The sequence below is a fragment of the Citrobacter sp. Cf116 genome, from assembly GCF_030336505.1.
Classification (GTDB): domain Bacteria; phylum Pseudomonadota; class Gammaproteobacteria; order Enterobacterales; family Enterobacteriaceae; genus Citrobacter; species Citrobacter freundii.
Genome location: NZ_JAOWEQ010000037.1, coordinates 740,457 through 765,128 on the forward strand (window position 1 = coordinate 740,457; position 24,672 = coordinate 765,128).

Genomic DNA, 24,672 nt, shown 5'->3' on the forward strand with positions numbered 1-24,672 from the left:
AATCATTTGCGAGTGAAATGTTATAATATAACGTATCAATTTAATCAATAGACCAGCTACAAGCCTCTATCTCATTTCACGTTACAATGAGTTTGCTGGAACAAAGCTGATCAAGCAGGGCCTGCTGATGGCTGATAATCAGCATAGCCAACGGTCGACGCTGGCATTCTTCAAGCAGCAGCGCCCAGATATCCCGTTGAATGGAAGGATCGAGCTGGGCGGTAATTTCATCAGCAATAAGAAAACGTGTCCGCGGGTCCAGCGCACGAAGTAAAGCAATTCGCGCCAGTTCACCGCCAGAAAGTTGTCCGGGGCGGCGAGTTAACCACTCTGGGTTGATGTGAAGACGGGTAAGCATTTCAGCATCCGGTCGCCAGGCATCATGAACCGCATCACCGGTGCTGCGTCGGGGGTTAAAAGTTAATTCCGGATGCTGTGGCACCAGTTGCACCGGGCAATACTGGTGCATCGGCAACGGTTGTTCATCAACCAGAATGTCACCCGAAGTTGGTTTCTGCCAGCCCGCCAGCACGCGTCCCAGCGTCGTTTTGCCCGTCCCACTTGGCGCACAAATCCCAATACGTTCTCCAGGGTGTAGAGAGAAGGTCAGATTTTGCCACAGAACCTTTTCTCCCTGACGGATTGTTACATCACGACAGCACAACATCGCGCTCTCCAAAAAGTTGATTTCTTTCAGGCAGCGCCCGCCATTGTCGTTGCAGATGTTCGCTAATCTCTCCGCGTAACAGCTGTTCCCGGCTGACGTTATCCGACACCCTTCCCTGATGCAACGCGACAATACGATCCGCATGGCGGGCCGCCAGCGTGAGGTCATGCGTTACCCATAAAACGCCAGCCCCTTGCTCACATTGCTCACGCAACTGTTCAAGGAGTTGATTAGCCAGAGGTGCATCAAGCCAGGCGGTAATTTCATCCGCCAGAATATAGCCAGCCTGACTCAGAGACGCATGACAGGCCAGGACACGTTTCGCCATACCGCCTGAAAGCTGGCGCGGAAAAGCATCTAATACGCGACTTTCCAGTCGGCTACGCTGGAGCAATCGTTCAATATTTCCGGCATTCCATTGCTGGCCAGAAAGCTGGCATGCCCTGCGCAGATGCTTTTCAATCGAGAGCAGCGGGTTAAGCGCCTGAACGCCTTGCGGGACATAGCTGAAGGTATTGCCACGACATTGGCGAATATCATCGCTGTTCAGCGTTTTGCCCTCCAGCGTGATAGTGCCCTGGAAGCGCAAATTCTCCGGTAAGAGATCGAGCAGGCATTGCAGCAGCAGGCTCTTACCCTCCCCGCTTCCTCCCACTAACGCCACCATTTGACCCGGTACCACGTCGAAAGAGATATCCTGCAACAGCGAAGACCAGTTTCTCGCGCCGTACCAGCGATAACGCGCCACCTCCAGCGAGACCTGTCTTAAACTCAACATGCGTCACCTCGTAACCATAAACGATGTATCGCCCTTGCGAGCTGATCGAATAACATCACCAGACTGAACAGCATCAGTCCCGGAAACAGCACCAACCACCAATCGCCATGACTGATAAATCTCAGCGCATCCGCCAGCAGCAGTCCCAGTGACGGTTCATGCGGTGCCAGCCCAAAACCGAGGAAGCTTAACGCCGCACTGTGCAACACCGCGTGGGGAAACATCAGTAGTGTTCCCGTTAGCCATTGAGGTAATAAGGCGGGTAGATAGTGATGTCGCCAGCAGTAAAAATGGCCGTGCCCCAGACGCCAGGTCAGCGTCAAGTAGTCACTGTGGGCCACGCGCTGCGCTTCAGCACGCAGGATTAGCGCCAAACGCGGCCAGTGGGTCAGCGCAACCGCCATAATCACGCCGTTTTTCCCACCGCCCAGCGTAAAGCAGATCAAAATGAGCAACAGCAGATGCGGCATCGACAGCATGGCATCGGTAATCAGGCGCATAAGCACATCCAGACGCGGATGTATGCGCGAAACCGCCGCCATCACTAACGCAATGAAACCGCTGCACAACGCCGCACCAATACCAATTTGCAGACTGGTTAGTGCACCCTGAAAACAACGGATCCACAGGTCGCGACCAAGGTTGTCGGTGCCAAACCAGTACAGCGCATCAGGCGGTAAATGCCGGGCAAGCAAATTAACGCTCAACGGGTTATCCAGCATTGCGGCACCATACACTGCAATGAATAACAGGCAGCTAAATGAGAGCAAAAGACGAATCAGCGTCGGCGTCGGGTTATAGAGCATCAGGTCGTTCCAGAGCACGGTTCAACATACGGACAAGCCAGGTAGACAGCGAGTTACCAATAAACACCAATACGGTACTGAACAATACAATTCCCATCAGTAACGGCAGATCTCCACGTAATCCAGCATCAATAGTGGCCTGCCCCAGTCCCGGGTAAGCAAAGACTTTTTCGGCCAATAATGCGCCTCCCAACAGCTCCCCCAGCGAGGCAAACTGCAAACACAGCGCAGGCGTAATTGCATGACGCAGAACCTGATGGCGTAACAGTGACCAGCCTTTATCTCCCTGAGAACGCGCAAAACGGACAAAATCGCTTTTCATCACGCTGGCGATGCTTTCCCGTGTATGAAGCGTAATTTGTCCCAATCCCAGCAAACTGAGCGCGCAAACGGGAAGCACCAAATGGCGCAGACGCTCAGTCAGCGTCGCCATATCGCCGCTGTTGCCCGGCTCCCACGCGCAGCAGACCGGAAATACCGGCCAGCGCACGGCAAATAACGCCAGCAACAGCATGCCAATCCAGAAGGTCGGCAGCGAAGAAAGCAGATAACTGAGGCGACAGATTGCTTTATCCGGCCAGCGATTCAGATAGCGACCCGCGACAAACCCCATTGCCGTTCCCAATATGCCAGAGAGCAGCCACGCGCCACCAAGCAGCGCAAACGAGGTAGAAAAGCGTTCCTTGATCACGCTGGCAACCGGTGCGTTAAACAACATTGAATAGCCGAGATCGCCCTGTAATACACGGCCAAACCAGTGACCAAAACGCTCCCATAGCGGTTGGTCCAATCCCCAGCGAGCCGCGATACGCGCATATTGCTCCGGCGGCACATGCAGGAGATCGTTGCCGATATAAGCCCGAATCGGATCGACCGGAGAAAAGCTGAGCAGCATAAAAGTGCCAGCCGCAACCAGCACCAATAACACCATCAGCCGTAGAAAATGGCCCACAACAGACTTCATCAACGGCAGGTCCAGGTCCATTCGTCCAGATTATTGAGCAGTGACCAGCTACCGTGAATCTCCGGTGCGCCTTTACCTAAGTCAATACACGGATTTGCCAGGTAGGTATGCTGAATATTCAGCAGCCATGCCCAGGCCGCATCGCCCTGCACGCCAGCCCCTTGCTTGCCATCCCACTCAACTTGTTGCCAGAACGGCAACGCTTTTTGCCAGTCCGGAGCGTCAATAGCCTGTTTAAGATGCTGCTCAACGACAGGATTGCTGTAATAGCCTGGATTGTAGTATTCCACGCCCGCAGCCTGATTACTGTAGTGATGGAAAAGCTCCATCGGATCCAGACTTCCCCAGCCAAACAGCGTCGGGTTGGCATGCATATGCCGCTCAACAGTTTCCCAGCTCCCGGATTGCAGAGAAATCTGAATACCCACTGGCTCCAGCATCGCACGTACGGCTTCGGCTAAATCCCGGCGTGTACTGTCACCGCTGGCATACCACAACGTTAAGCGAGCCTCTTTACCGTCCTTCACGCGTACGCCGTCTTTACCCACTTTCCAGCCGGCTTCTTCAAGAATCGTTCGCGCTTTTTCGCTATCGCCATCTTTGAACGCAACTGATTGTCCCTGCCATGGCAGACCCTGAACCGCGCTATACGCCGGAATCGCATGACCTTCCATGACCTGATCGGCAAGCTGCTTACGGTCGATGGCGTAGTTGATGGCGCGCCTGATGGCAACATCGGCAGTGATATCGTTCCCAATCGGATAGCCATTGGCGTCTTTTTTACCTGCAGGAACCATCGGGAACACAATGCCGCGGTTTTCCACGCTGTCGCGTACCCAAAGTTTCAAATTTTTCTGCTGAGGAGCGACTGCCATCGATGGCGCGATACGTACGAGTCCCAGTTGGCCGCTGCGCGCTGCGGCATAAGCGTTATCTTCATCAAGGAAGACAAACACCAGCTTACTGAAATCATTTTTCTTACCGGCATACCAAGGGTTAGCCTCAACGATCAACTGCTGCCCCGGCTGAAAACTCACCAGTCGATACGGACCCGCGCCAATCGGATTTTTAGCGAATGTTTTTTCGTCATACCGTTTTTGCGGAACAATTCCTAATGAACCCAGCACGTTCACAAAGGTACTTTGCGGGCTACGCAACGTAATTTCTACCGTGCGGTTATCTTTCAGACTGGCATGGGTGAAGTTCCCCATATCAATTTTGCCGCCGCTTTTTGCTGCTTTGTTATAGGTGAACACCACGTCTTCAGCGGTTAGCGGCGAACCATCAGAGAATTTAAGGTCAGGTTTTAACGTCAACGTCCAGGTTTTGCCGTCTGCGCTGGTCTCTACTTTTTCCGTCAGCAGGTTTCCCCAGCTCATATCTGCATTTTGTTTTAATAATGGTGCATGCAAAAGCAGATAGCTGCCATGACTCCAGCCCAACATCGGGTCAAAACCTTCCGTTGGCTCCGGTCCAATTGCCAGTTTTAACGTCTGCCCTTCGCTCGCATTTTGCGCGGCGAGAAGTGGTGAGGTTAATGCGAGAGTCAATGCGCACGTAAGCAGTGCCAGCTTGCCTTTGATCATTATGTTATCCAGTTTTACGTTATTTTTATGCTGCATAACGATTTACAGTCGTTAAGCAGTCTCCTGGGGAAGGGATTATGGCGGACAGAAATGACGAAAAAAATGATGCGGCGCAGAAAAGTATGACGATTTTCTAAAATTATCATACTTTTTTCTGATACTCCGTTATGAGTACGATGTGAATCTCAGAATATAGATTAATCCCTCGCCATTTATTCAAAGAATATTAATCCCTATCTAATAATTACCCATGCGGACTATTTACCCTCCCCGCTATTCCCTTATCTAAAACTCATGACAATTTATGTATATTTATTCAAAAAAAACACCAGAAGTGACAAGTTATGTAAATTTGTAATGATAATTATTTGCATTATCATTACGATCACTTATCTTACTGCCTTTGATTTTTAACAAAGGAAGTTTGACTATGCGTTTAAAACCTGTTGCCTCTGTCGTTCTGTCCTGTTTAGGATTTTCCAGCCCCCTGGTATTTGCTGAAGATGTCATGGTGGTAACCGCTTCCGGTTACGAAAAGAAAATCACCAATGCCGCCGCCAGCGTCTCTGTTATTTCGCAGCAAGAGTTACAAACCAATAAATATAATGACTTAGGTGAAGCCCTGCGTTCTGTTGAAGGGGTAGATGTTGAAAGCAGCACCGGTAAAACTGGCGGTCTGGAGATCAGCATCCGTGGCATGCCCGCCAGCTATACCTTGATCCTGATTGACGGTATTCGTCAAAACGGCAGCAGCGACGTGACGCCAAACGGCTTCTCTGCCATGAATACCAGCTTTATGCCCCCGCTGGCGGCAATCGATCATATTGAGGTTATCCGCGGCCCGATGTCGACGCTTTATGGCTCCGACGCAATCGGTGGCGTGGTGAATATCATCACCAAAAAAAGCACCGATAAATGGAGCACTTCCATCAATACCGGCGTTAACCTGCAAGAGAGTAATAAATGGGGTAACAGTACGGTCGCCAACTTCTGGTCAAGCGGCCCGTTAATCGCGGGCGTACTGGATATGCAGGTTCGGGGGAGCACAACCCAGCGTCAGGGTTCCAGCGTCACTTCGCTGAGCGATACCTCTTCCACCCGCGTACCTTATCCAACCGAGTCGGAAAACTACAATATTGGCACGCGATTCGACTGGAAAGCCAACGAAAGCAATACGCTGTGGCTGGATCTCGACTCCGCCAGACAGCGTTATGACAACGATGACGGTCAGTTGGGTAACCTGACGGGAGGTTATGATAAAACGCTGCGCTATGAGCGTAACAAAGTGACCCTCGGCCACGATACAGCCTTAACGTTTGGCACCTGGAAATCCTCCCTCGGCTGGAATGAGACCGAGAACAAAGGCCGACAACTGGTCTCCTCCGCACTCACACCAGAGAACGCAGGTCGGGCCGGTGACGCGCGTGAACTGAAGAACACCAACGTCATACTAGACTCAGTGCTACTGACACCATTAGGTGATTCGCACCTCTTAACCCTTGGCGGGGAATACTGGGATGCACGAATGAAAGATGGTGTGGTGCTGGCCAATACCGGCGAGACGTTCCACCAAAAAACGTGGGCAGCCTATGCGGAAGATGAATGGCATATTCTCGATTCGCTGGCCTTAACCGCAGGAACACGCTATGAGCATAACGATGTCTTTGGCGGTCATCTCAGCCCACGAGCCTATATGGTCTGGGATGTTTCCGACGAATGGACGCTCAAAGGCGGCGTAACGACAGGTTATAAAGCACCATCACTGAGCCAGTTGCATAACGGGATCAGCGGCGTAACCGCACAAGGAACGGTGAATACGGTCGGGAACCCGGACCTCAAACCTGAGGAAAGCATCAGCTACGAAACCGGGCTGTATTACGAGAACAACGCCGGGCTTAACGCCAACATTACCGGCTTCTATACTGAATACAAAAATAAAATTGTCTCGTATTCTATCGATGATAATACCAACAGTTATACCAACAGCGGCAAGGCGAGGACCGATGGCGTTGAATTTGCCAGCACCTTCCCTCTATGGTCGGATGTGCTGACCTTATCTCTCAACTACACCTACACTCAGAGCAAGCAAAAAGATGGTGACAATAAAGGCGCGCCGTTAAGCTATACACCAAAGCATATGGCTAACGCCCGTCTGAACTGGCAGGCAACGGAAGATATGAACGCCTGGCTGAGCGCACGTTATCGCGGTAAGGCCCCACGCTTCACGGAAAATTACGACAATCTCAGCGCAGTACAAAAAGCCGTCTATGACGATAAAGGCGCTAATTTAAAAGCCTGGACCGTCCTGGACATGGGAATGTCTTACAAACTGACCAAAGATCTGACACTTAATACGGCAGTTAATAACGTGCTGGATAAAGACTTTAGCGAGGTTAAACTTTACCAGGTGGGCCGTAATAGCACCTACGCAGGTGATTATTATCAGACTGCACAATCTACCACCGGATACGTAAACCCGGGTCGTAACTACTGGGTATCGTTAAACTATCAGTTCTAATGTTGTTTTCCCTTCCTGACGGACTGGAATTGATAGCCCGTCAGGAATTATGTTACATCAAATAACAGGCGGATGATGTTATAAAATCGCACTCTTTATAAGGATATGATTAAAACACTCTCAGCCACCTGTAACTAAAAGTAACTAATTTTCATGTTAAATTCTTACCAGGCAAGAACACCAGAATCAGATTTATTCACACAACAAATGCCTGGATTTTAAAAATCGAAAAACAAAAGCCAACATCATCATATTTTTCTGAGTTACCAGACCTTACTCTCAAAAAAACATTTATCAAAATAATAATAAAAATACATTCACATAATCAATTCTTCAAGTTTGAAAAACAAAAAGAAACATCTTCTTTGATTTGGAACGGATACTCAATGTTATTATTTCAAAAATAACATCCACGGTAACCGCCATGCTCATCACACACGAAATACTTAATGGAATAATGGGTGAAAGAGTTTCCGATGATTGTATTATTTACTTGTCTGGACCTTCATCATTAGATACGCCCCTTGAGATAATGCGTAGTAAAAACTGCATTTGCGTAAATGGTAGCGCAGGCTATTTAATTAACAACAATGTCCCTGTATTTATCTATGTTGTTTGTGACGGTTCTTTTTATGAAAACAACAAAGAATTATTTTATAAATATAGCACCTATGCCCAGCATACCTTTATTAGTGAAGATGTTATTAAAAGAGCTGATTCAACAGAGGCAGGGAACTTGCTCAACACATGTTTTCTGTTAAAGGACATTTGCAAATCCAGAGGTGGTATCGGTAGAAAGATTCGCTATAAAATAAAAACAATGACTAACAGGAATCTTCGAATTAAATGCTCTGCATTCAGAAAAGTGAAAACAATTGCATTTTCAACTGATGTAACACATGGTCATTTTGGTAGTGCTACGGTCGCATTTAGCGCGTTACAAATAGCCATTAGTCTAAAATTTGAAAGAATAATATTTTCAGGTTTAGATTTGAAAGGTAGCTGTAAACGGTTTTACAATGAAGTTAACGCTCAACCCACGACTCTACCCACTGATCTTAGCTTTATATTAAGGTCATTTTCTTATGTAAGTAGCCACTATGACGGTAAGATCTACAATCTTTCTCCACAAACAGCTATTCCCTACGATGTTATTCCATTCATCAATACAGAAGAAGTAGCTTGTTCCACCTCCTACTAGCAATACACCAACGGTAAGAATATTTAAACAATTAATACAGAAACACCCCTTCTTGCGCCATGAGATACAATGCCAAAACAATAACCCCGACGACACCACCTAAAAACAGTACTGCGGCAATCGCAAGCTGGTTGCGGTTTGTGTACTTCGTATTGTTTCGCACATCCAACTCTTTTTTCGCTGCACTGTGACTTGAATCACGCTCCATCGCGAATGTTATATCTGCCATGCCATTATCCAGTTGCTGTATATGAAAACACAAATAACCACCACATCGATAAGGGTATAGATTTTAAATAACAGAATCTGAGATTTGTCTCACGATAAAGATAATCATCGGATTTTTACTCCCGAAGCAGATTTCATACCCCCTTTTCATCAATAAGGTTATCCTGTACTTATTCGACAAAAACCTTCACTTTAGGCTTTGCCAGCAGAATCATGACGAACTCAGTGAAGGTTACTGGTTTATAGAAATAGTACCCTTGCAGGAAAACAATGTTGTTTTTGTTGAGATAATCGAGCTGAGCCTTCGTTTCAACTCCTTCTGCAACGATGCTTAAAGACAGCTTGCGCGCCAGATCGAGAACACAATCCAAAATTCGGGTTGAATCGGGATGCTCATTAACCCTTCCCACAAAGCTCTGATCGATTTTAATGTAATCAATGTGTAGGTCATGCAAATAAGAAAGCCCAGAATAGCCCGTACCAAAATCATCAAGCGCAATCACAAAGCCATTTTCATGCAGGATATTGAGCCTCTGCACAAGTTCTTCATCTACATGTAATGGCTCACACTCAGTAACTTCAATCACCAGGTTGAGATCATGGCGGCTGAAGCTATCTTTGAATTTCAGACACTCTTCAACAAATGTAGGGGAAGTGATATGGGATGCGCTGAAGTTAATACCGACATGGAATCCAGATGGCAGTTTGTTGGCAATGGCGTTCATATTCGCCGCAACCTGCCTCATCAGACTTTGAGTTAGTGGCACTATCAGGCCTGATTTTTCGGCGACGGGAATGAAGGAGGCAGGAGAGATATATCCGGCTTTTGGATGTTTCCATCGGGCCAGCACTTCAACACCGCGTAACGTCCCTTCACGACCATTTACGATAGGTTGATAAAAAGGCACGATCTCTCCTTTTACTATCGCTCTGCGCAACGTTTCTTCTGGGGTATCGTTCTTATTTAGATATTTATCAATGGTATAAGCGGCTGCGAAAGATATTAACAGGATAAAAACCAGAATCCCTGAACCTTGTGTAACCAGCCTTTTTGCACTAAACAATGGCGGTTCATTATAAATAATGCTGAACGGATACTTTGCGGAATTCACCTGACCAGACATCTGTGAGCTTGCTGTAACGGTTTCCACATCGCCCAATAAACCAAGCACTTCGTCACCTACGAGTAGTGAATATGTCACCCCCTTTAACGGAACATTCAATGCTCCACGGATATGCACCCCGCTAATGGTGACAATGATGTGGTTGGTTTGAAAACGAGTTTGATACAGCAGAACGGGTATCTCATTTTCCGTATTTCTTGCGGGAGTAAGCAGCAAATTTGTATCAGCAATCACCGGAATTTGCTTAAGCAAGATCCGATTACCTGGCAGTGACGTACACCAAAGCTTCCCCTGTCGGATAATGATCAGCGTCCGCAAATGAGGGCGAAGTGCAGCTTCAGTTCCAAGTTGGTATTGCCCCTCCAGATCGCATTTTTTTTCGGCGATGTGCATAGCGGTTCGAGTTGCCTGGAAAGCTTCATCCAGTATGTTATCCATATTTTTGGCGGCATATCTGGCTCCTCCAAGGGTTTCTGTCGAAGAGGAATACCAAAGCTGCATATTAAGAATAAAAACACCTATCAAAAAAAGACACACCGCAGCGGTTACCGGTAAAAGTACTTTGCGCATTCTCATGTCCCGTGGCGAAAACTGATCAGTCGTTGCGATGAGCATTGACGTGTTCTAGTTTATCTCTACAGAGCATGGTAGATAGAATCAAAAGTCGCCATGCGCCCAGTCACACTTCCAAAGCCACAACATAAGAAATTGATTTTTATATAAAATTAACCCTGAAAAGATCATAACAATAATGACATCCCTCCTTCCGATTTTGCTATCATATGAATGTACTAATAAGAGGTAAGCAAATGAAAATCTTTATCACTGACAATGAAGGGAATCTCATTCCTGTTGACGGAAAAAGCGTCGTGATCGAATTGAATAGCGGCGGAACTATTGAGATCGCCGAGGAGTACAGTCGGGACGATGTTCCTGAAGGTATTAATCTGTGGGGAGGACGAGAACCTTCCCCTTCACTCTCATTCGAGGAAATTAAAGCTCGAACAGAAGGCCTTGGTGTTTACCCCATTGCAGCCAATGCCCTGCACGTATTCCCATACAAACTTTCATCAAAAGAATGATTGCATTCAGCAGGCGAAGCGTTTTTCTCAAACCAAAGTAAGGCCATTGTTATCATAAATACCTCTGGCCTTGGGGGGAGTCAACTCGCTAATATCTGTTACTTCTGATTGCAGTCCATGCTGGCGCTGCATTATTTCATCACTATATACAGAAAGAAAATAGGCTTTTGAGAGTGATTCCTGAGCATAAGCATTTGAATAATTAATAAATGATTATAATGTTAAGAAAATAAGCACTAAAGACAGTATGTACGTGGTCTAAAATATTAATCGTCATCATAATGCTTATGTTTCTTGCGATCACTCATAGACTCTTTAAAAGCTTCTGCTTGTGTATTAGCAGCCTGCAGTCGACTCATATTAGCACTGTAATTATTCCAATATTCTTTTTCTTCGTGATAACAAACATCACGGCTAATTCCCTTCGCTTCGCACTTTGCTAAGCGTTGTTCTTCTGATACGCAACCAGACATCAAAGAAACAGTAGAAAACGCAACCAGTATTATCATTAATTTATTCATATAGTAAGTTACATACATAACAAGGAGTCATGCTTTGAATTTTATTTCTCAAACATGTCGCCAAGATAAAAACAGAAAGGTAATAAAAAATCAATCGGGAAAAATGTTCTTTTTTGGACATTATTAGCATTCAGAATAATAATTTATCATAACATGTTGATAAAAACGGATTTAACATTAGAGTAAAATAACATTAAAACGCCACCACCTTTAATATACCCCCAATATTTTCTTGTTTTTAAAACGACTGTTTTACATATAATAATTAATAATATACAAACTCCGCTCAATTATATTTAGTTCTCATACCCGGATCGGTTTAAATAAATATTGAAAGATATGGATATTTTTTATCAATAAATAGAATTGTAATGACAAAGATAAAAATTAAATCTTTAGTGCTATTAAAATGAGTTTAATAGTCTGAGTGCCAGGAAAGCACTTTGCAGGTAAAAAAACGGGAACCAATCGGCTCCCATTCTTATACAACTCAGAATCTGGATTACATGTTTTCGATGATCGCGTCACCAAACTCTGAACATTTCAGCAAATTAGCGCCGTCCATCAGACGTTCGAAATCATAGGTTACGGTCCTGGCGTTGATCGCGCCTTCCATACCTTTAACAATTAAGTCAGCCGCTTCGGTCCAACCCATGTGGCGCAGCATTACATTGCTAAAATCATAGCAACCATTTGATAAAGTTGAAATTATCATCCTCTCTACTTTCAAATCAGCCAGTAGCTACCATTATAAACTCATTGATTGTCTAAACTTTGGTTTTAGTTTTGGGGAAGAGTTTTCGCCAAGAATCCAAGTTTTTCACGCCAGCACATTCATCACACTACCGCTAATGGCAAGCCTCGATGGTAAAGCTGTTGCTGCCGCAGAGGTCCGATTTGAGCGAAAACCGGACGCCCGCATAGCGTGAACAGACATCCGGTATTTTGAAGTGGCAGATTACTTAATCTGCTTACCCGTTTCGTCAATGACCTTCTCGCCATCCTCTTTGGTAAACGCTCCTTTCTGACCTTCCGGTAGGATATCCAACACTATTTCTGAAGGGCGGCAAAGACGAGTGCCAAGCGGCGTAACGACTACCGGCCGATTAATCAGGATCGGATGTTGAAGCATGAAATCAATTAACTGCTCATCACTAAATTTCTCTTCATCAAGACCCAGGTGTTCATAAGGCTCAACATTCTTACGCAGTAATGCACGCACCGTAATTCCCATATCTGAAATAAGTTGAATCAGCTCATCACGGGTCGGTGGCGTATCGAGATAATAAATTATCGTTGGTTCGTTGCCGCTGTTACGGATCATCTCCAGCGTGTTGCGAGAAGTGCCGCAGGCAGGGTTATGATAGATGGTAATGTTGCTCATATCTGTATCTCATTACAAAGTGATGGAGAGCCGCAACGCCAGCGCGGCCAGAGTGACAAACAGCACGGGCAGAATCATGATAATACCCGTGCGGAAGTAATATCCCCAGGTAATCGTTATATTTTTCTGGGCAAGCACATGCAGCCAAAGCAGGGTTGCCAGACTGCCAATCGGGGTGATTTTCGGGCCTAAATCGCAGCCAATCACATTGGCATAAATCATTGCCTCTTTGACGATGCCAGTCGCCGTGCTCCCGTCAATCGCCTGTGCGCCAATCAGCACCGTCGGCATATTGTTCATCACCGACGACAGGAACGCGGTCAGGAAGCCGGTGCCGAACGTTGCTGCCCATAACCCCTTTTCTGCCAGTAGGTTCAGCACGTCAGACAGATACTCCGTAAGCCCTGCATTGCGCAGGCCATAGACCACCAGGTACATACCCAACGAAAAAATAACGATCTGCCATGGCGCACCGCGGAGGACTTTTCCGGTGTTGATGGCATGACCTCTTTTCGCCACTATAAACAGTATTGCTGCGCCACTAGCCGCTATCGCACTGACCGGGATACCCAGTGGCTCCAGAACAAAGAAACCGACAAGCAGCAATAACAGGACAATCCAGCCCGCCCTGAACGTTGCCGGATCCTTTATCACACTGGCAGGCGTCTTCAGCAGCGAAACGTCATACGTCGCCGGAATGCCCCTGCGGAAGAAGAGATGCAGCATGACCAGAGTGGCCGCAATCGCTGCCACATCTACGGGGATCATAACGGAGGCATACTGCGTAAAGCCCAGACCGAAAAAGTCCGCCGAGACGATATTCACCAGGTTAGAAACAATTAGCGGCAGGCTGGCCGTATCTGCAATAAATCCTGCGGCCATGACAAACGCCAATGTCGTGCCCTGGCTGAATCCCAGTGCGAGCAGCATCGCAATTACAATCGGCGTTAGGATCAGCGCAGCGCCGTCATTGGCAAACAACGCAGCAACAGCGGCACCAAGCAAGACTATCCAGGTAAACAAAAGGCGGCCACGTCCGTTACCCCAACTGGAGACGTGCAGTGCGGCCCATTCAAAGAAGCCGGACTCATCGAGCAACAGGCTGATGATGATGACCGCAATAAATGCCGCTGTCGCGTTCCAGACGATATTCCAGACAACGGGAATATCTGCGATATGGATGACTCCGGTTCCCAGCGCCAGCGCAGCTCCGATACTCGCGCTCCAGCCAATACTCAGGCCTCTGGGTTGCCAGATCACCAGTACCAGCGTCAGTAAAAATATACTCCCTGCCAAAAACATTTCAGGCTCCGTTATATATGATTATGTAAATATGTTTTCCTGCCTCAGCAGGAGGTACAGGCCGACTTTGCCAACCATTCCCGCACATCCTCCCGAAGGCACAGCCAGGATGTCGTGATTGTCTCAGCGGCCCACGCCGGAATATGAGGTGACAGACGATAGTGGATCCATTTCCCTTCCCGACGATCAAGAACAAGCTTTGCCTCGCGCAGGACGGCCATATGGCGTGATATTTTGGGCTGTGATTCGGCGGTAGCTGCACAAATATCGCACACGCACAGTTCTCCGGACTCCCGCAGAAGCATGACAATGGCGAGACGTGTTTCATCTGACAGGATTTTGAAAAGCTGAACAGGTTGTAGCATTTTTCTCTCCGCTCCCTTTAGAATACACATATGGTAAATCATATGTATCAACTTTGAAATCATCTGCTCTCTCTGGAGGAGAAAAATGGAACAATTTCCTGCCCTGAATACTGCATGCTTTGATCAACACATCGCTGAACGCCTGAACGTGCAGGAGCCACCACGGATTCTGATCCTGTATGGTTCAGTGAGAGAGCGCTCCTACAGCCGCTTTGCCGCGGAGGAAGCCGGTCGCCAGCTGACGGCGATGGGCGCGGAGGTGAAACTGTTTAACCCCTCCGGTTTACCCCTGCCGGATGATGCGCCGGACACGCATCCCAAAGTCACCGAGCTGCGCGGTCTGGTCAGATGGTGTGATGGGATGGTGTGGAGTTCTCCGGAACGGCACGGTGCTATGAGCGCAGTCATGAAGGCGCAGATTGACTGGATCCCCTTAAGTGAAGGAGCGATTCGTCCTTCGCAGGGCAAAACACTTGCGGTAATGCAGGTCTGCGGTGGTTCACAGTCCTTCAATGCCGTGAACCAGATGCGTATACTTGGTCGCTGGATGCGGATGTTTACGATCCCCAACCAGTCCTCTGTAGCCAAGGCATGGCAAGAGTTCGACGAAAACGGACGAATGAAACCTTCTTCATGGTATGACCGCATCGTCGATGTAGCCGAGGAGCTGTTTAAAATCACGCTGCTGCTTAAGGGACAACCCAGTTATCTTGCAGATCGTTACAGCGAGCGAAAAGAGAGTCATCAGGAGCTTTCATCCCGTGTCAATCAGGACAAAATATAACGTATGTTCTTCGTGAATCCATACTGCATGAGCTTACCAATGTCCGCTTTGGCAGATTGATTATGCCGGATGATCTCTAAATGTGAACGGCACGATTATGCGGGCTACTTACAATTGCACATATCAGCAATGAGCCATCGCAGGCAGTAAGTGACGCATCCACAACAAACAGCGCCCCCTGAAGTATTCCTTCCCTGAAATGTGAACGCGATGCCCGCATGAAATAAGTCGCTGCGGGCTGGCTGATTAGTTGCTGATCGAGGGAGATTCGTGTTTCAACATAATCTGCCGCAGGTGAAGGAAAGCCCATGTTTATGCCCTCTGTTGAATACCGGATAAAAATACAGCACAAACACTGTATATCCATCCAGCAAAGAGGCGATAAGCAATGTTCGTGGAACTCGTTTATGACAAAAGGAATTTTGATGGTCTGCCCGGTGCAAAAGATATCATTCTGGGCGAATTGACCAAGAGGGTTCACCGGATTTTCCCCGAAGCTGATGTCCGGGTTAAACCGATGATGACATTGCCGGCGATCAACACTGACGCCAGCAAGCACGAGAAGGAACAGATAAGCCGTACTGTTCAGGAAATGTTTGAAGAGGCTGATATGTGGCTGGTTTCAGATTAAGTGCGTTCGATTCATCTTCCTTTACCCTATCCCGCTCAACTGTATTCTGCTGCTATACGCAGATAGCTGTCACAGCCGGGATTAAGTGCAGCAGTCAGTAATTCATCTGTGTTGAGGCCTGATTAAGCCGTATCGCGGTTAAATAGCCAAGGAACCTTAACTGGAGAAGCATTGATGGAGTGGGTAAACGCGTTGATGAGCCATTTCGCGCTTCATCCTTTCAGCCTGTGGGGCCTGCTTTTTGGAATAGCATTCGCAAAATCTACGTTCCTCATTTCAGCTGTATTACCGCCAGCATCTGTTATGTTGGTTGCTGTAATTTCCGTCGGCAAGGCGACTATTGCGCCATGGGAAGCGGGAATTGCTGTAATGATTGGCGCATGGTGCGGGACAATTGTTAATTATCACCTTGGAATGATGATGGGACATCTACCCTGGCTTGCACGCATCATGTCGCGTCATGCCGATACAGTAGTACGGGTTCGACGCCGGTTGCAAAACAGTTCTGTACCGATACTTTTTACTTCGCGCTTTATTGCCGTGCTGCGTTACATTGTGCCATTAGTTGCTGGAATGTTGCATCTTCATCCAGTGAAAGTGTATGCAGTCAGTCTGATCTCTGCGGCGACCTGGTCAGCGCTTTATGTCGGAGGCTTTAGTCTCGTTTTGCCTTTTTTTAGCTAAACCAAACATAAATAGACTACAACAAGCCCTGATACCCCCCTGGTACTGGGTGGATAAAAAGACAGGGAAAGAATTTATCAGGCACAAAAAAACGGGAACCAATCGGCTCCCGTTCTCATATAACCCAGAATGTGGATTACATATTTTCGATGATCGCGTCACCAAACTCTGAACATTTCAGCAGTTTAGCACCATCCATCAGACGTTCGAAGTCATAGGTTACGGTCTTGGCGTTAATCGCGCCTTCCATACCTTTAACAATTAAATCAGCCGCTTCGGTCCAACCCATGTGGCGCAGCATCATTTCAGCAGACAGAATGATAGAACCTGGGTTCACTTTATCCTGACCTGCATACTTCGGTGCAGTACCGTGGGTTGCTTCGAACAGTGCGCATTCGTCACCGATGTTTGCACCCGGCGCGATACCAATACCACCAACCTGTGCGGCCAGCGCATCGGAGATGTAGTCACCGTTCAGGTTCATACAGGCAATCACGTCATACTCAGCCGGACGCAACAGGATCTGTTGCAGGAATGCATCGGCAATGACGTCCTTAACCACGATCTCTTTACCGGTTTTCGGGTTCTTGATTTTCACCCATGGACCGCCATCGATCAGTTCGCCACCAAATTCTTCACGCGCTAACTGGTAACCCCAGTCTTTGAACGCGCCTTCGGTGAACTTCATGATGTTGCCTTTGTGTACCAAGGTAACTGAATCACGATCGTTGGCGATGGCGTATTCAATCGCTGCACGTACCAGACGTTTAGTCCCTTCTTCAGAACACGGTTTGATACCAATACCGCAATGTTCCGGGAAGCGTATTTTCTTCACACCCATCTCTTCGCGCAGGAATTTAATCACTTTCTCAGCATCGGCAGAGTCAGCTTTCCACTCGATACCCGCGTAGATATCTTCGGAGTTTTCACGGAAGATGACCATATCGGTCAGTTCAGGGTGTTTAACCGGGCTTGGTGTACCCTGATAATAACGCACCGGACGCAGGCAGACATACAGGTCAAGTTCCTGACGCAGAGCTACGTTCAGAGAGCGAATACCGCCGCCAACAGGGGTGGTCAGAGGGCCTTTAATGGCAACACTATATTCACGAATAAGATCTAAGGTTTCAGCAGGCAGCCAGACGTCCTGGCCATAAACCTGAGTGGATTTCTCGCCGGTGTAGATTTCCATCCAGGAGATTTTACGCTCGCCTTTATAGGCTTTCTCGACAGCAGCATCGACAACTTTGATCATCGGTGGGGTTACATCAACGCCGATACCGTCGCCTTCAATGAACGGGATAATCGGATTTTCAGGAACGTTGAGTTTGCCGTTTTGCAGGGTGATCTTCTTACCTTCCGCCGGAACAACTACTTTGCTTTCCATTCACCTCTCCTTCGAGCGCTTCTGGTTCTGCTCGTCTGTCATCGCGCTGCATGTGCGTTTGCGTCCTGCTGCACGAATGCGTTAGAGCAATTTTTTGTTAATGTTTTGTAATGAGCATGTCAATACTACCCTAATGTTCGCCGCCATGAAAGACACTCGTTCTTAGGCTATAATGCGGCAATTGATATAATCTGAAAATACCATGCAAAAAACTTCTTTTAGAAATCACCGGGTTGAGCGATTCAGCTCACGACAAGTCACTAAGCAGCGTAAAGAAAACCAGCCAAAACGCGTGGTTTTGTTCAATAAACCCTACGATGTTTTGCCACAATTTACTGACGAGGCTGGCAGAAGCACGTTAAAAGATTTTATTCCCTTGCCGGGAATTTATGCGGCGGGCCGACTCGACCGGGACAGCGAAGGGCTTTTGGTGCTGACCAATGACGGCGCACTGCAGGCGCGGTTAACGCAACCCGGTAAGCGTACCGGGAAAATTTATTACGTCCAGGTTGAAGGCGAGCCGACGACAGAAGCGCTGGACGCCCTGCGTACCGGAGTAACGCTCAATGATGGCCCCACGCTACCCGCAGGCATTGAGGTAGTAGAGGAACCCGTATGGCTGTGGCCGAGAAATCCGCCGATTCGGGAACGAAAAAACATTCCCACCAGTTGGTTGAAAGTCACCTTATATGAAGGCCGCAACCGCCAGGTACGTCGTATGACCGCGCATGTTGGATTTCCTACGCTGCGCCTCATCCGCTATGCCATGGGTGATTACACGCTGGAAAATCTCGCTAACGGCGAGTGGCGGGAACTGAAATCATAACCGTACGGTTTAACGTGAGTGTTAACAGGGAAGAATGAAAAATATGGATAAACAGCTTTTTGCAGCATTCATCCTGCTCGGCGTGTCACCGTTTTGTTCAGCAAAACTGGACTGTGAGGCGATTGCCGGAATTGCAGCAGGAGAGGCAAACTACCTTTATGAGTCTGCCAAAGTAAAAACCGACTCACGTCTGCATTTCTATTCTGCACCAGCAACAGAGTGTCAACTCCCCGCGTTCATGGTCAATGGCGACACTGTTGAGGTGCTCAGGAGTTCACAGCGCTACAAAAGCACGGGCATGCTTTCCAAAGATGAGCCTTATCGTTACGTACGTTATCGGGACGCTAAAGGAACCTTTGCCACCGGGTGGGTCTCGGCTGATGGATTAACACTGTTATCCAGCCCGCTTGCAGCAAGCGCGTCTTGCCAGTCATGGGCAAATAAAGAGATGTCACAGCGTGGGTACTTGCCCTACTCCTTCGCAAACCACTATCAGGTAATGGGAGACGCCCGCGCATGGTTCTATGCGATGCCAACCGAACAGTGTCGCAGCCCATCCGTATTTTTAGTGCCCGGCGACCTCGTCTCTGTACAAGAACAATCCAACGATGATTTTATGGAAGCGGTCTACTACACCACCGATCGCCATATCGTACGCGGCTGGTTAAAAAAGTCGCAGTTACAGGCTTTAAACAGCGGTGACCGCTATCGCGACGACATCAACCCGCTGTCGACAGACAAGGCAACGAGAGTCGCCACCCTTGGGCTACGTCACGACTATCAATGTATTTTTTATGAAAGCTGGAATGCTAAAAAGGCCATTGAGATTATCGTACGCGAGGATCATCAAACTGCATTGTGTCGCGGAGGGGCCGACCCACAAACGTCGCCTCCTGTGGCTTATATCAGTATCGACAAGACCAGCGGTGAAATTAGCTGGCCAGATGTTGCCGAAGGTTTTGCTGAGGAATAAGGGGGAAACATGTTCAAACCGCACGTCACGGTCGCCTGCATTGTGCATGCAGAAGATAAATTCTTAGTCGTTGAAGAAACGATCAATGGCAAAGCCTTGTGGAATCAACCCGCAGGACACCTGGAAGCCGACGAAACGCTGGTGCAAGCCGCAGCACGCGAACTATGGGAAGAAACGGGCATTAAAGCACAGCCACAGCATTTTGTTCGTATGCATCAATGGATTGCACCGGACAGAACGCCCTTTTTGCGTTTTCTTTTCGCTATCGAGCTTGCCAATATGTGCGCTACTGAACCCCATGACAGCGATATTGATTGCTGTCGTTGGGTCAGCGCAGAAGAGATTTTCTCTGCGCCAAACCTGCGTTCGCCGTTGGTTGCAGAGAGTATTCGCTGTTACCAGAGCGGCCAGTGCTACCCGCTGTCCATGATCGGTGAATTTAACTGGCCATTTACAGAGGGTGTCAAGTAAAGGGCTGCGTGCTAGAATATGCCGCCTTGAAGTTCAATGTTGTGAGTATTCCTATGTCTGAAAGCCCAAAAAAAGTGATCGTCGGCATGTCCGGCGGTGTCGATTCCTCCGTTTCTGCCTGGCTGTTACAACAACAGGGCTATCAGGTAGAAGGCCTGTTCATGAAGAACTGGGAAGAGGACGATGGCGAGGAATACTGCACAGCGGCCGCCGACCTTGCGGATGCACAGGCTGTCTGTGACAAACTCGGCATTGAACTGCATACCGTCAACTTTGCCGCAGAATACTGGGACAACGTCTTTGAACTGTTCCTTGAAGAGTACAAAGCGGGCCGTACGCCGAATCCGGATATTCTGTGTAATAAAGAAATTAAGTTTAAAGCCTTCCTTGAGTTTGCCGCCGAAGATTTAGGTGCCGATTACATCGCCACCGGTCACTATGTGCGTCGCGCAGATGTCGACGGCAAAAGTCGCCTGCTGCGTGGGCTCGATGGTAATAAAGACCAAAGTTATTTCCTCTATACGCTCGGCCATGAGCAAATCGCGCAAAGCCTGTTCCCGGTCGGTGAACTGGAAAAACCGCAGGTGCGTAAAATTGCCGAAGACCTTGGTCTGATTACGGCCAAGAAAAAAGACTCCACCGGCATCTGCTTCATTGGCGAACGTAAGTTCCGCGAATTTCTTGGTCGCTACCTGCCGGCTCAGCCAGGCAAAATCATCACCGTTGATGGTGAAGAGATTGGCCAGCATCAGGGGCTGATGTACCACACTCTGGGTCAGCGTAAAGGTCTGGGTATTGGCGGAACGAAAGAAGGGACAGAAGATCCATGGTATGTAGTGGATAAAGACGTTGAGAACAACATTCTGGTTGTCGCTCAGGGTCATGAACATCCACGTCTGATGTCTGTTGGCCTGGTGGCGCAACAGCTGCATTGGGTCGATCGCGAACCGTTCACTGGTACCATGCGCTGTACGGTGAAAACCCGCTATCGTCAGACCGACATTCCGTGCACCGTTAAAGCACTGGATGCTGAGCGTATTGAAGTCATTTTCGACGAGCCAGTCGCGGCGGTTACGCCGGGTCAGTCGGCTGTCTTTTACAATGGCGAAGTGTGCCTCGGCGGCGGCATTATCGAACAACGATTGCCTCTGCCTGTATAATTACTTACACATTTGATACAAGGAAGCAGTGAACGTGGCAAAGAATTATTATGACATCACCCTCGCCCTGGCAGGCATTTGCCAGTCGGCACGCCTGGTGCAGGAACTGGCGCACCAGGGGCATTGTGATGCCGATGCATTACACGTTTCACTGAACAGTGTCATCGACATGAATCCCAGCTCTACGCTGGGCGTGTTTGGCGGCAGCGAGGCCAACCTGCGTTTGGGGCTGGAAACAATGCTCGGCGTACTGAACGCCAGCAGTCGCCAGGGACTGAACGCTGAACTCACTCGTTACACGCTAAGCCTGATGGTGCTGGAGCGTAAGCTGTCAGCGGCCAAGGGCGCTATGGACACGCTGGGAGACCGTATCAGCGGCTTGCAGCGCCAGCTGGACCATTTTGATTTGCAGTCAGAAACGTTGATGAGTGCGATGGCTGGCATTTATGTTGACGTCATCAGCCCACTCGGCCCGCGTATTCAGGTCACGGGTTCCCCGGCCATCCTCCAGAGCCCGCAGGTACAGGCTAAAGTACGCGCTTCGCTGCTGGCTGGCATCCGTGCTGCCGTGCTCTGGCATCAGGTTGGTGGAGGCCGTCTGCAACTCATGTTTTCTCGTAATCGCCTGACGACTCAGGCAAAACAAATTCTTGCTCATTTAACCCCGGAGTTGTGATCTATGGAATTATCCTCACTGACCGCCGTTTCCCCTGTCGATGGACGCTACGGCGATAAAGTCAGCGCGCTGCGCGGGATTTTCAGCGAATACGGTTTGCTGAAATTCCGCGTACAGGTTGAAGTACGCTGGCTGCAAAAACTGGCCGCGCACGCAGCGATCAAGGAAGTTCCTGCTTTTGCTGCCGACGCAATCGGTTTCCTTGATGCGATCGTCGCTAACTTCAATGAAGAAGATGCTGCGCGCATCAAAACCATTGAACGTACGACCAACCATGATGTGAAGGCAGTTGAGTATTTCCTGAAAGAGAAAGTAGCGGATATCCCGGAACTGCACTCCGTTTCCGAATTTATCCACTTTGCGTGCACCTCAGAAGACATCAACAACCTGTCTCACGCGCTGATGCTGAAAACCGCACGCGACGAAGTGGTTCTGCCGTACTGGCGCCAGCTTATCGACGCGGTGAAAGATCTGTCTGTACAGTATCGCGATATTCCTCTGCTCTCCCGTACCCACGGTCAGCCAGCCACCCCGTCTACGCTGGGCAAAGAAATGGCTAACGTGGCCTACCGTATGGAGCGTCAGTATCGCCAACTCAATCAGGTTGAAATTCTTGGTAAGATCAACGGTGCAGTCGGTAACTATAACGCCCATATCGCCGCTTACCCGGAAGTTGACTGGCATCAGTTCAGCGAAGAATTTGTCACCTCGCTGGGCATCCAGTGGAACCCGTACACCACGCAGATTGAGCCGCACGACTACATTGCCGAGCTGTTCGACTGCATCGCCCGTTTCAACACCATCCTGATCGACTTTGACCGTGATGTCTGGGGCTACGTGGCACTGAACCATTTCAAACAGAAAACTATCGCGGGTGAAATCGGCTCTTCCACCATGCCACACAAAGTGAACCCTATCGATTTCGAAAACTCTGAGGGTAACCTGGGCCTGTCTAACGCGGTTCTGCAGCACCTGGCGAGTAAACTGCCGGTTTCCCGCTGGCAGCGTGATCTGACTGATTCTACCGTTCTGCGTAACCTGGGTGTGGGTATCGGCTATGCGTTGATCGCCTATCAGTCTACGTTGAAGGGGGTTAGCAAACTGGAAGTGAACCGCGATCATCTGCTGGATGAACTGGATCATAACTGGGAAGTTCTGGCAGAGCCGATTCAGACCGTGATGCGTCGCTACGGTATTGAGAAGCCGTACGAGAAGTTGAAAGAACTGACCCGTGGCAAGCGCGTTGACGCCGAAGGTATGAAGCAGTTTATCGATGGTCTGGCACTGCCGGAAGAAGAGAAAACTCGCCTGAAAGCAATGACGCCTGCCAATTATATTGGTCGCGCCATCGCCATGGTTGATGAACTGAAGTAATCAGCAACTCCCCAGATGCTGAACAGAAGCCGGATAAGCGTAAGCGATTCCGGCTTTTTATCGCCCGCTACATTATCCCTTCCCCCCCACCACATTTGCCCCCAAATAAGTAACAATCTATGGTGGTCTAAGCTACCACTAATTTATGCACGATCTGAAACTGCAGCCACCCGCAGAATGTTTAAACCACTCTGGCAGCATGGCCGTGCAATTTTCTTTGCTAATGGCTGGTACGAATGGAAAAAGGAAGGCGACAAGAAACAGCCCGGATTGCCGGAAAGGCCCCGTAAGTGATAATAAGCATCAAAACATTCACGTAAGGTCATTGGAATAACAATTTCTTAATCTCTCAACGAAAATAAGGATTTGTTAAGCTTCATACTTTATGGTCGATGCAACACACCCTTTGAGGAAACAATAATGATGAAATTCTCAAAACTTCAGATTCGCTTACACTGGCTGACTCTGATGTTAATAGCGATAACCTATGCAGCTATGGAGCTACGCGGCTGGTTTCCTAAAGGCAGCAACACCTACCTGCTCATGAAAGAAACACATTACAATGCCGGGGTATTTGTCTGGTTTTTAATGATAATACGATTAATTATTAAACATAAGTATCATGACCCAGCCATCACTCCGCCCCCACCGACCTGGCAGATGATGGCTGCTAAAATAATGCATATCCTGCTATACATTTCTTTTTTGACTCTGCCATTATTAGGTATTGCAATTATGGCTTACGGTGGGAAGGACTGGAGTTTCTTAAGTTTTAACATTGCACCTTTCGTTACTCCTGACGGGGAAACAAAATCACTTATTAAAGATATTCACGAAACACTGGCAAACGTCGGATACTTTTTAATTGCAGCGCATGCAGGTGCAGCGTTATTTCATCACTACGTCCAGAAAGATAACACTCTTTTGAGAATGATCCCTGACTGTAACGATAAAAAATAAATACAAATTTTAATGTTTAACATTACAGCAGGCACTCAGTGAATGCCTGCTGTAATCCTGGAGAATTGGTATCGCGCCTTTTGGTAGTTCTTTAGTGCGATCAATGGCTAATTCAACTCTCATAATTACCTCCGATGCATATACTGTTTTTTTATACAGCCCCCCCCCTGTAAGCAGAAATGATCAACGATTTAAGAGCACAAATTATTAATTTTTTTAC

Annotated in this window: 25 protein-coding genes and 4 pseudogenes; 15 read left to right on the plus strand and 14 right to left on the minus strand. The window is 48.2% G+C overall.

Annotated elements, in window-relative coordinates:
* Window positions 1-76 precede the first annotated feature (76 nt).
* From OGV74_RS12975 to OGV74_RS12995, 5 genes are read right to left on the minus strand one after another with little or no spacing between them, the layout of a single operon-like run.
* Entirely contained in the window at window positions 77-667 is a 591-nt protein-coding gene (locus OGV74_RS12975; RefSeq protein WP_003030739.1) for an ATP-binding cassette domain-containing protein, read from the minus strand.
* A complete protein-coding gene (locus OGV74_RS12980) occupies window positions 651-1,445 on the minus strand; it encodes an ATP-binding cassette domain-containing protein (RefSeq protein ID WP_086504259.1) in 795 nt (264 codons plus the stop codon). Before OGV74_RS12980 ends, OGV74_RS12975 begins: the two co-directional genes overlap by 17 nt.
* Window positions 1,439-2,251 carry an ABC transporter permease gene (locus tag OGV74_RS12985; protein ID WP_086504260.1) on the minus strand — a complete coding sequence of 271 codons (813 nt, stop codon included), beginning with the start codon at window positions 2,249-2,251 and terminating at the stop codon, window positions 1,439-1,441. The genes OGV74_RS12980 and OGV74_RS12985 overlap by 7 nt, the downstream gene beginning before the upstream one ends.
* Window positions 2,241-3,215, minus strand: a complete 975-nt coding sequence (locus OGV74_RS12990; protein ID WP_032950851.1) for an ABC transporter permease — start codon at window positions 3,213-3,215, stop codon at window positions 2,241-2,243. Before OGV74_RS12990 ends, OGV74_RS12985 begins: the two co-directional genes overlap by 11 nt.
* Window positions 3,215-4,837: an ABC transporter substrate-binding protein gene (locus OGV74_RS12995; RefSeq protein WP_071696952.1), complete on the minus strand. Its 1,623-nt coding sequence runs from the start codon at window positions 4,835-4,837 to the stop codon at window positions 3,215-3,217. The genes OGV74_RS12990 and OGV74_RS12995 overlap by 1 nt, the downstream gene beginning before the upstream one ends.
* Window positions 4,838-5,231: 394 nt before the next feature.
* Between OGV74_RS12995 and OGV74_RS13000 the strand changes: the two genes are divergently transcribed.
* Together OGV74_RS13000 and waaZ are read left to right on the plus strand one after the other, a co-directional pair.
* Window positions 5,232-7,319 (plus strand): TonB-dependent receptor, encoded by a 2,088-nt coding sequence (locus OGV74_RS13000; protein WP_032936136.1) that lies wholly within the window; start codon window positions 5,232-5,234, stop codon window positions 7,317-7,319.
* A gap of 424 nt (window positions 7,320-7,743) precedes the next feature.
* A complete protein-coding gene (gene waaZ / locus OGV74_RS13005) occupies window positions 7,744-8,520 on the plus strand; it encodes a 3-deoxy-D-manno-oct-2-ulosonate III transferase WaaZ (protein WP_086504261.1) in 777 nt (258 codons plus the stop codon).
* A 31-nt stretch (window positions 8,521-8,551) separates the two neighbouring features.
* Here waaZ and OGV74_RS13010 read toward each other — a convergent pair whose 3' ends face one another.
* Together OGV74_RS13010 and pdeG are read right to left on the minus strand one after the other, a co-directional pair.
* Window positions 8,552-8,749, minus strand: a complete 198-nt coding sequence (locus OGV74_RS13010) for a hypothetical protein (protein ID WP_003846684.1) — start codon at window positions 8,747-8,749, stop codon at window positions 8,552-8,554.
* Between the two features lie 169 nt (window positions 8,750-8,918).
* Entirely contained in the window at window positions 8,919-10,442 is a 1,524-nt protein-coding gene (gene pdeG, locus OGV74_RS13015; protein ID WP_086504262.1) for a cyclic di-3',5'-guanosine monophosphate phosphodiesterase PdeG, read from the minus strand.
* Window positions 10,443-10,681: 239 nt separating this feature from the next.
* On the opposite strand from pdeG, the gene OGV74_RS13020 reads away from it, so the two are divergent.
* Window positions 10,682-10,954, plus strand: coding sequence for a hypothetical protein (locus tag OGV74_RS13020; protein WP_003030757.1), 273 nt, complete (start codon window positions 10,682-10,684; stop codon window positions 10,952-10,954).
* A gap of 104 nt (window positions 10,955-11,058) precedes the next feature.
* Window positions 11,059-11,160 (plus strand): annotated as a pseudogene (locus tag OGV74_RS13025) (cytochrome b); the annotation flags it as partial.
* A gap of 60 nt (window positions 11,161-11,220) precedes the next feature.
* Here the strand turns inward: OGV74_RS13025 and OGV74_RS13030 are convergent.
* The 5 genes and pseudogenes from OGV74_RS13030 to OGV74_RS13050 all read right to left on the minus strand — a co-directional run bounded on the left by OGV74_RS13030 (window position 11,221) and on the right by OGV74_RS13050 (window position 14,526).
* On the minus strand, window positions 11,221-11,475 hold the full coding sequence (locus tag OGV74_RS13030; RefSeq protein ID WP_071696957.1) for a hypothetical protein: 255 nt from the start codon (window positions 11,473-11,475) through the stop codon (window positions 11,221-11,223).
* Window positions 11,476-11,977: 502 nt separating this feature from the next.
* A pseudogene (locus OGV74_RS13035) lies at window positions 11,978-12,151 on the minus strand (isocitrate/isopropylmalate family dehydrogenase); the annotation flags it as partial.
* A 282-nt stretch (window positions 12,152-12,433) separates the two neighbouring features.
* Window positions 12,434-12,859 carry a glutaredoxin-dependent arsenate reductase gene (gene arsC, locus OGV74_RS13040; RefSeq protein ID WP_003030760.1) on the minus strand — a complete coding sequence of 142 codons (426 nt, stop codon included), beginning with the start codon at window positions 12,857-12,859 and terminating at the stop codon, window positions 12,434-12,436.
* Window positions 12,860-12,871: 12 nt separating this feature from the next.
* The gene (locus OGV74_RS13045; protein ID WP_286520915.1) at window positions 12,872-14,161 is read right to left on the minus strand and encodes an arsenic transporter; all 1,290 of its coding nucleotides are present in this window, start codon (window positions 14,159-14,161) and stop codon (window positions 12,872-12,874) included.
* A 44-nt stretch (window positions 14,162-14,205) separates the two neighbouring features.
* Complete coding sequence (locus OGV74_RS13050) at window positions 14,206-14,526, minus strand: transcriptional regulator (RefSeq protein ID WP_003030762.1); 321 nt, start codon at window positions 14,524-14,526, stop codon at window positions 14,206-14,208.
* 85 nt (window positions 14,527-14,611) lie between these two features.
* Here OGV74_RS13050 and arsH point away from each other — a divergent pair, with 85 nt between their 5' ends.
* Window positions 14,612-15,310: an arsenical resistance protein ArsH gene (gene arsH, locus OGV74_RS13055; protein ID WP_086504265.1), complete on the plus strand. Its 699-nt coding sequence runs from the start codon at window positions 14,612-14,614 to the stop codon at window positions 15,308-15,310.
* A gap of 112 nt (window positions 15,311-15,422) precedes the next feature.
* On the opposite strand, the pseudogene OGV74_RS13060 reads toward arsH, so the two are convergent.
* A pseudogene (locus tag OGV74_RS13060) lies at window positions 15,423-15,620 on the minus strand (S24/S26 family peptidase); the annotation flags it as partial.
* Window positions 15,621-15,698: 78 nt separating this feature from the next.
* On the opposite strand from OGV74_RS13060, the gene OGV74_RS13065 reads away from it, so the two are divergent.
* Window positions 15,699-15,941: a DinI family protein gene (locus tag OGV74_RS13065; protein ID WP_264859054.1), complete on the plus strand. Its 243-nt coding sequence runs from the start codon at window positions 15,699-15,701 to the stop codon at window positions 15,939-15,941.
* 174 nt (window positions 15,942-16,115) lie between these two features.
* Window positions 16,116-16,625, plus strand: a complete 510-nt coding sequence (locus tag OGV74_RS13070) for a DedA family protein (RefSeq protein WP_003030767.1) — start codon at window positions 16,116-16,118, stop codon at window positions 16,623-16,625.
* 136 nt (window positions 16,626-16,761) lie between these two features.
* Here the strand turns inward: OGV74_RS13070 and icd are convergent, their stop codons facing one another.
* Complete coding sequence (icd, locus tag OGV74_RS13075) at window positions 16,762-18,012, minus strand: NADP-dependent isocitrate dehydrogenase (RefSeq protein WP_286520919.1); 1,251 nt, start codon at window positions 18,010-18,012, stop codon at window positions 16,762-16,764.
* A 202-nt stretch (window positions 18,013-18,214) separates the two neighbouring features.
* Between icd and rluE the strand changes: the two genes are divergently transcribed.
* The 8 genes and pseudogenes from rluE (at window position 18,215) to OGV74_RS13115 (ending at window position 24,452) form a co-directional block, all read left to right on the plus strand.
* Window positions 18,215-18,838: a 23S rRNA pseudouridine(2457) synthase RluE gene (rluE, locus tag OGV74_RS13080; protein WP_032949070.1), complete on the plus strand. Its 624-nt coding sequence runs from the start codon at window positions 18,215-18,217 to the stop codon at window positions 18,836-18,838.
* Window positions 18,839-18,872: 34 nt separating this feature from the next.
* The gene (locus OGV74_RS13085; RefSeq protein WP_044702841.1) at window positions 18,873-19,811 is read left to right on the plus strand and encodes a hypothetical protein; all 939 of its coding nucleotides are present in this window, start codon (window positions 18,873-18,875) and stop codon (window positions 19,809-19,811) included.
* A 9-nt stretch (window positions 19,812-19,820) separates the two neighbouring features.
* Window positions 19,821-20,282 (plus strand): NUDIX hydrolase, encoded by a 462-nt coding sequence (locus tag OGV74_RS13090; protein ID WP_046670539.1) that lies wholly within the window; start codon window positions 19,821-19,823, stop codon window positions 20,280-20,282.
* 53 nt (window positions 20,283-20,335) lie between these two features.
* Window positions 20,336-21,442: a tRNA 2-thiouridine(34) synthase MnmA gene (gene mnmA, locus OGV74_RS13095; protein ID WP_003832402.1), complete on the plus strand. Its 1,107-nt coding sequence runs from the start codon at window positions 20,336-20,338 to the stop codon at window positions 21,440-21,442.
* Between the two features lie 34 nt (window positions 21,443-21,476).
* On the plus strand, window positions 21,477-22,118 hold the full coding sequence (gene hflD, locus OGV74_RS13100; RefSeq protein ID WP_003841885.1) for a high frequency lysogenization protein HflD: 642 nt from the start codon (window positions 21,477-21,479) through the stop codon (window positions 22,116-22,118).
* A 3-nt stretch (window positions 22,119-22,121) separates the two neighbouring features.
* Window positions 22,122-23,492, plus strand: coding sequence for an adenylosuccinate lyase (gene purB / locus OGV74_RS13105; protein WP_086504267.1), 1,371 nt, complete (start codon window positions 22,122-22,124; stop codon window positions 23,490-23,492).
* A gap of 15 nt (window positions 23,493-23,507) precedes the next feature.
* Window positions 23,508-23,759, plus strand: a pseudogene (locus tag OGV74_RS23295) (SOS response-associated peptidase family protein); the annotation flags it as partial.
* A gap of 153 nt (window positions 23,760-23,912) precedes the next feature.
* Window positions 23,913-24,452, plus strand: a complete 540-nt coding sequence (locus tag OGV74_RS13115) for a cytochrome b (protein ID WP_071696760.1) — start codon at window positions 23,913-23,915, stop codon at window positions 24,450-24,452.
* Window positions 24,453-24,672 lie beyond the last annotated feature (220 nt).

Excerpts from the sequence above, each read along its gene's own strand:
- OGV74_RS12975 (WP_003030739.1), bottom strand. The coding sequence starts at position 667 with ATGTTGTGCTGTCGTGATGTAACAATCCGTCAGGGAGAAAAGGTTCTG.
- OGV74_RS12980 (WP_086504259.1), bottom strand. The coding sequence starts at position 1,445 with ATGTTGAGTTTAAGACAGGTCTCGCTGGAGGTGGCGCGTTATCGCTGG.
- OGV74_RS12985 (WP_086504260.1), bottom strand. The coding sequence starts at position 2,251 with ATGCTCTATAACCCGACGCCGACGCTGATTCGTCTTTTGCTCTCATTT.
- OGV74_RS12990 (WP_032950851.1), bottom strand. The coding sequence starts at position 3,215 with ATGAAGTCTGTTGTGGGCCATTTTCTACGGCTGATGGTGTTATTGGTG.
- OGV74_RS12995 (WP_071696952.1), bottom strand. The coding sequence starts at position 4,837 with ATGCAGCATAAAAATAACGTAAAACTGGATAACATAATGATCAAAGGC.
- OGV74_RS13000 (WP_032936136.1), top strand. The coding sequence starts at position 5,232 with ATGCGTTTAAAACCTGTTGCCTCTGTCGTTCTGTCCTGTTTAGGATTT.
- waaZ (WP_086504261.1), top strand. The coding sequence starts at position 7,744 with ATGCTCATCACACACGAAATACTTAATGGAATAATGGGTGAAAGAGTT.
- OGV74_RS13010 (WP_003846684.1), bottom strand. The coding sequence starts at position 8,749 with ATGGCAGATATAACATTCGCGATGGAGCGTGATTCAAGTCACAGTGCA.
- pdeG (WP_086504262.1), bottom strand. The coding sequence starts at position 10,442 with ATGCGCAAAGTACTTTTACCGGTAACCGCTGCGGTGTGTCTTTTTTTG.
- OGV74_RS13020 (WP_003030757.1), top strand. The coding sequence starts at position 10,682 with ATGAAAATCTTTATCACTGACAATGAAGGGAATCTCATTCCTGTTGAC.
- OGV74_RS13030 (WP_071696957.1), bottom strand. The coding sequence starts at position 11,475 with ATGAATAAATTAATGATAATACTGGTTGCGTTTTCTACTGTTTCTTTG.
- arsC (WP_003030760.1), bottom strand. The coding sequence starts at position 12,859 with ATGAGCAACATTACCATCTATCATAACCCTGCCTGCGGCACTTCTCGC.
- OGV74_RS13045 (WP_286520915.1), bottom strand. The coding sequence starts at position 14,161 with ATGTTTTTGGCAGGGAGTATATTTTTACTGACGCTGGTACTGGTGATC.
- OGV74_RS13050 (WP_003030762.1), bottom strand. The coding sequence starts at position 14,526 with ATGCTACAACCTGTTCAGCTTTTCAAAATCCTGTCAGATGAAACACGT.
- arsH (WP_086504265.1), top strand. The coding sequence starts at position 14,612 with ATGGAACAATTTCCTGCCCTGAATACTGCATGCTTTGATCAACACATC.
- OGV74_RS13065 (WP_264859054.1), top strand. The coding sequence starts at position 15,699 with ATGTTCGTGGAACTCGTTTATGACAAAAGGAATTTTGATGGTCTGCCC.
- OGV74_RS13070 (WP_003030767.1), top strand. The coding sequence starts at position 16,116 with ATGGAGTGGGTAAACGCGTTGATGAGCCATTTCGCGCTTCATCCTTTC.
- icd (WP_286520919.1), bottom strand. The coding sequence starts at position 18,012 with ATGGAAAGCAAAGTAGTTGTTCCGGCGGAAGGTAAGAAGATCACCCTG.
- rluE (WP_032949070.1), top strand. The coding sequence starts at position 18,215 with ATGCAAAAAACTTCTTTTAGAAATCACCGGGTTGAGCGATTCAGCTCA.
- OGV74_RS13085 (WP_044702841.1), top strand. The coding sequence starts at position 18,873 with ATGAAAAATATGGATAAACAGCTTTTTGCAGCATTCATCCTGCTCGGC.
- OGV74_RS13090 (WP_046670539.1), top strand. The coding sequence starts at position 19,821 with ATGTTCAAACCGCACGTCACGGTCGCCTGCATTGTGCATGCAGAAGAT.
- mnmA (WP_003832402.1), top strand. The coding sequence starts at position 20,336 with ATGTCTGAAAGCCCAAAAAAAGTGATCGTCGGCATGTCCGGCGGTGTC.
- purB (WP_086504267.1), top strand. The coding sequence starts at position 22,122 with ATGGAATTATCCTCACTGACCGCCGTTTCCCCTGTCGATGGACGCTAC.
- OGV74_RS13115 (WP_071696760.1), top strand. The coding sequence starts at position 23,913 with ATGATGAAATTCTCAAAACTTCAGATTCGCTTACACTGGCTGACTCTG.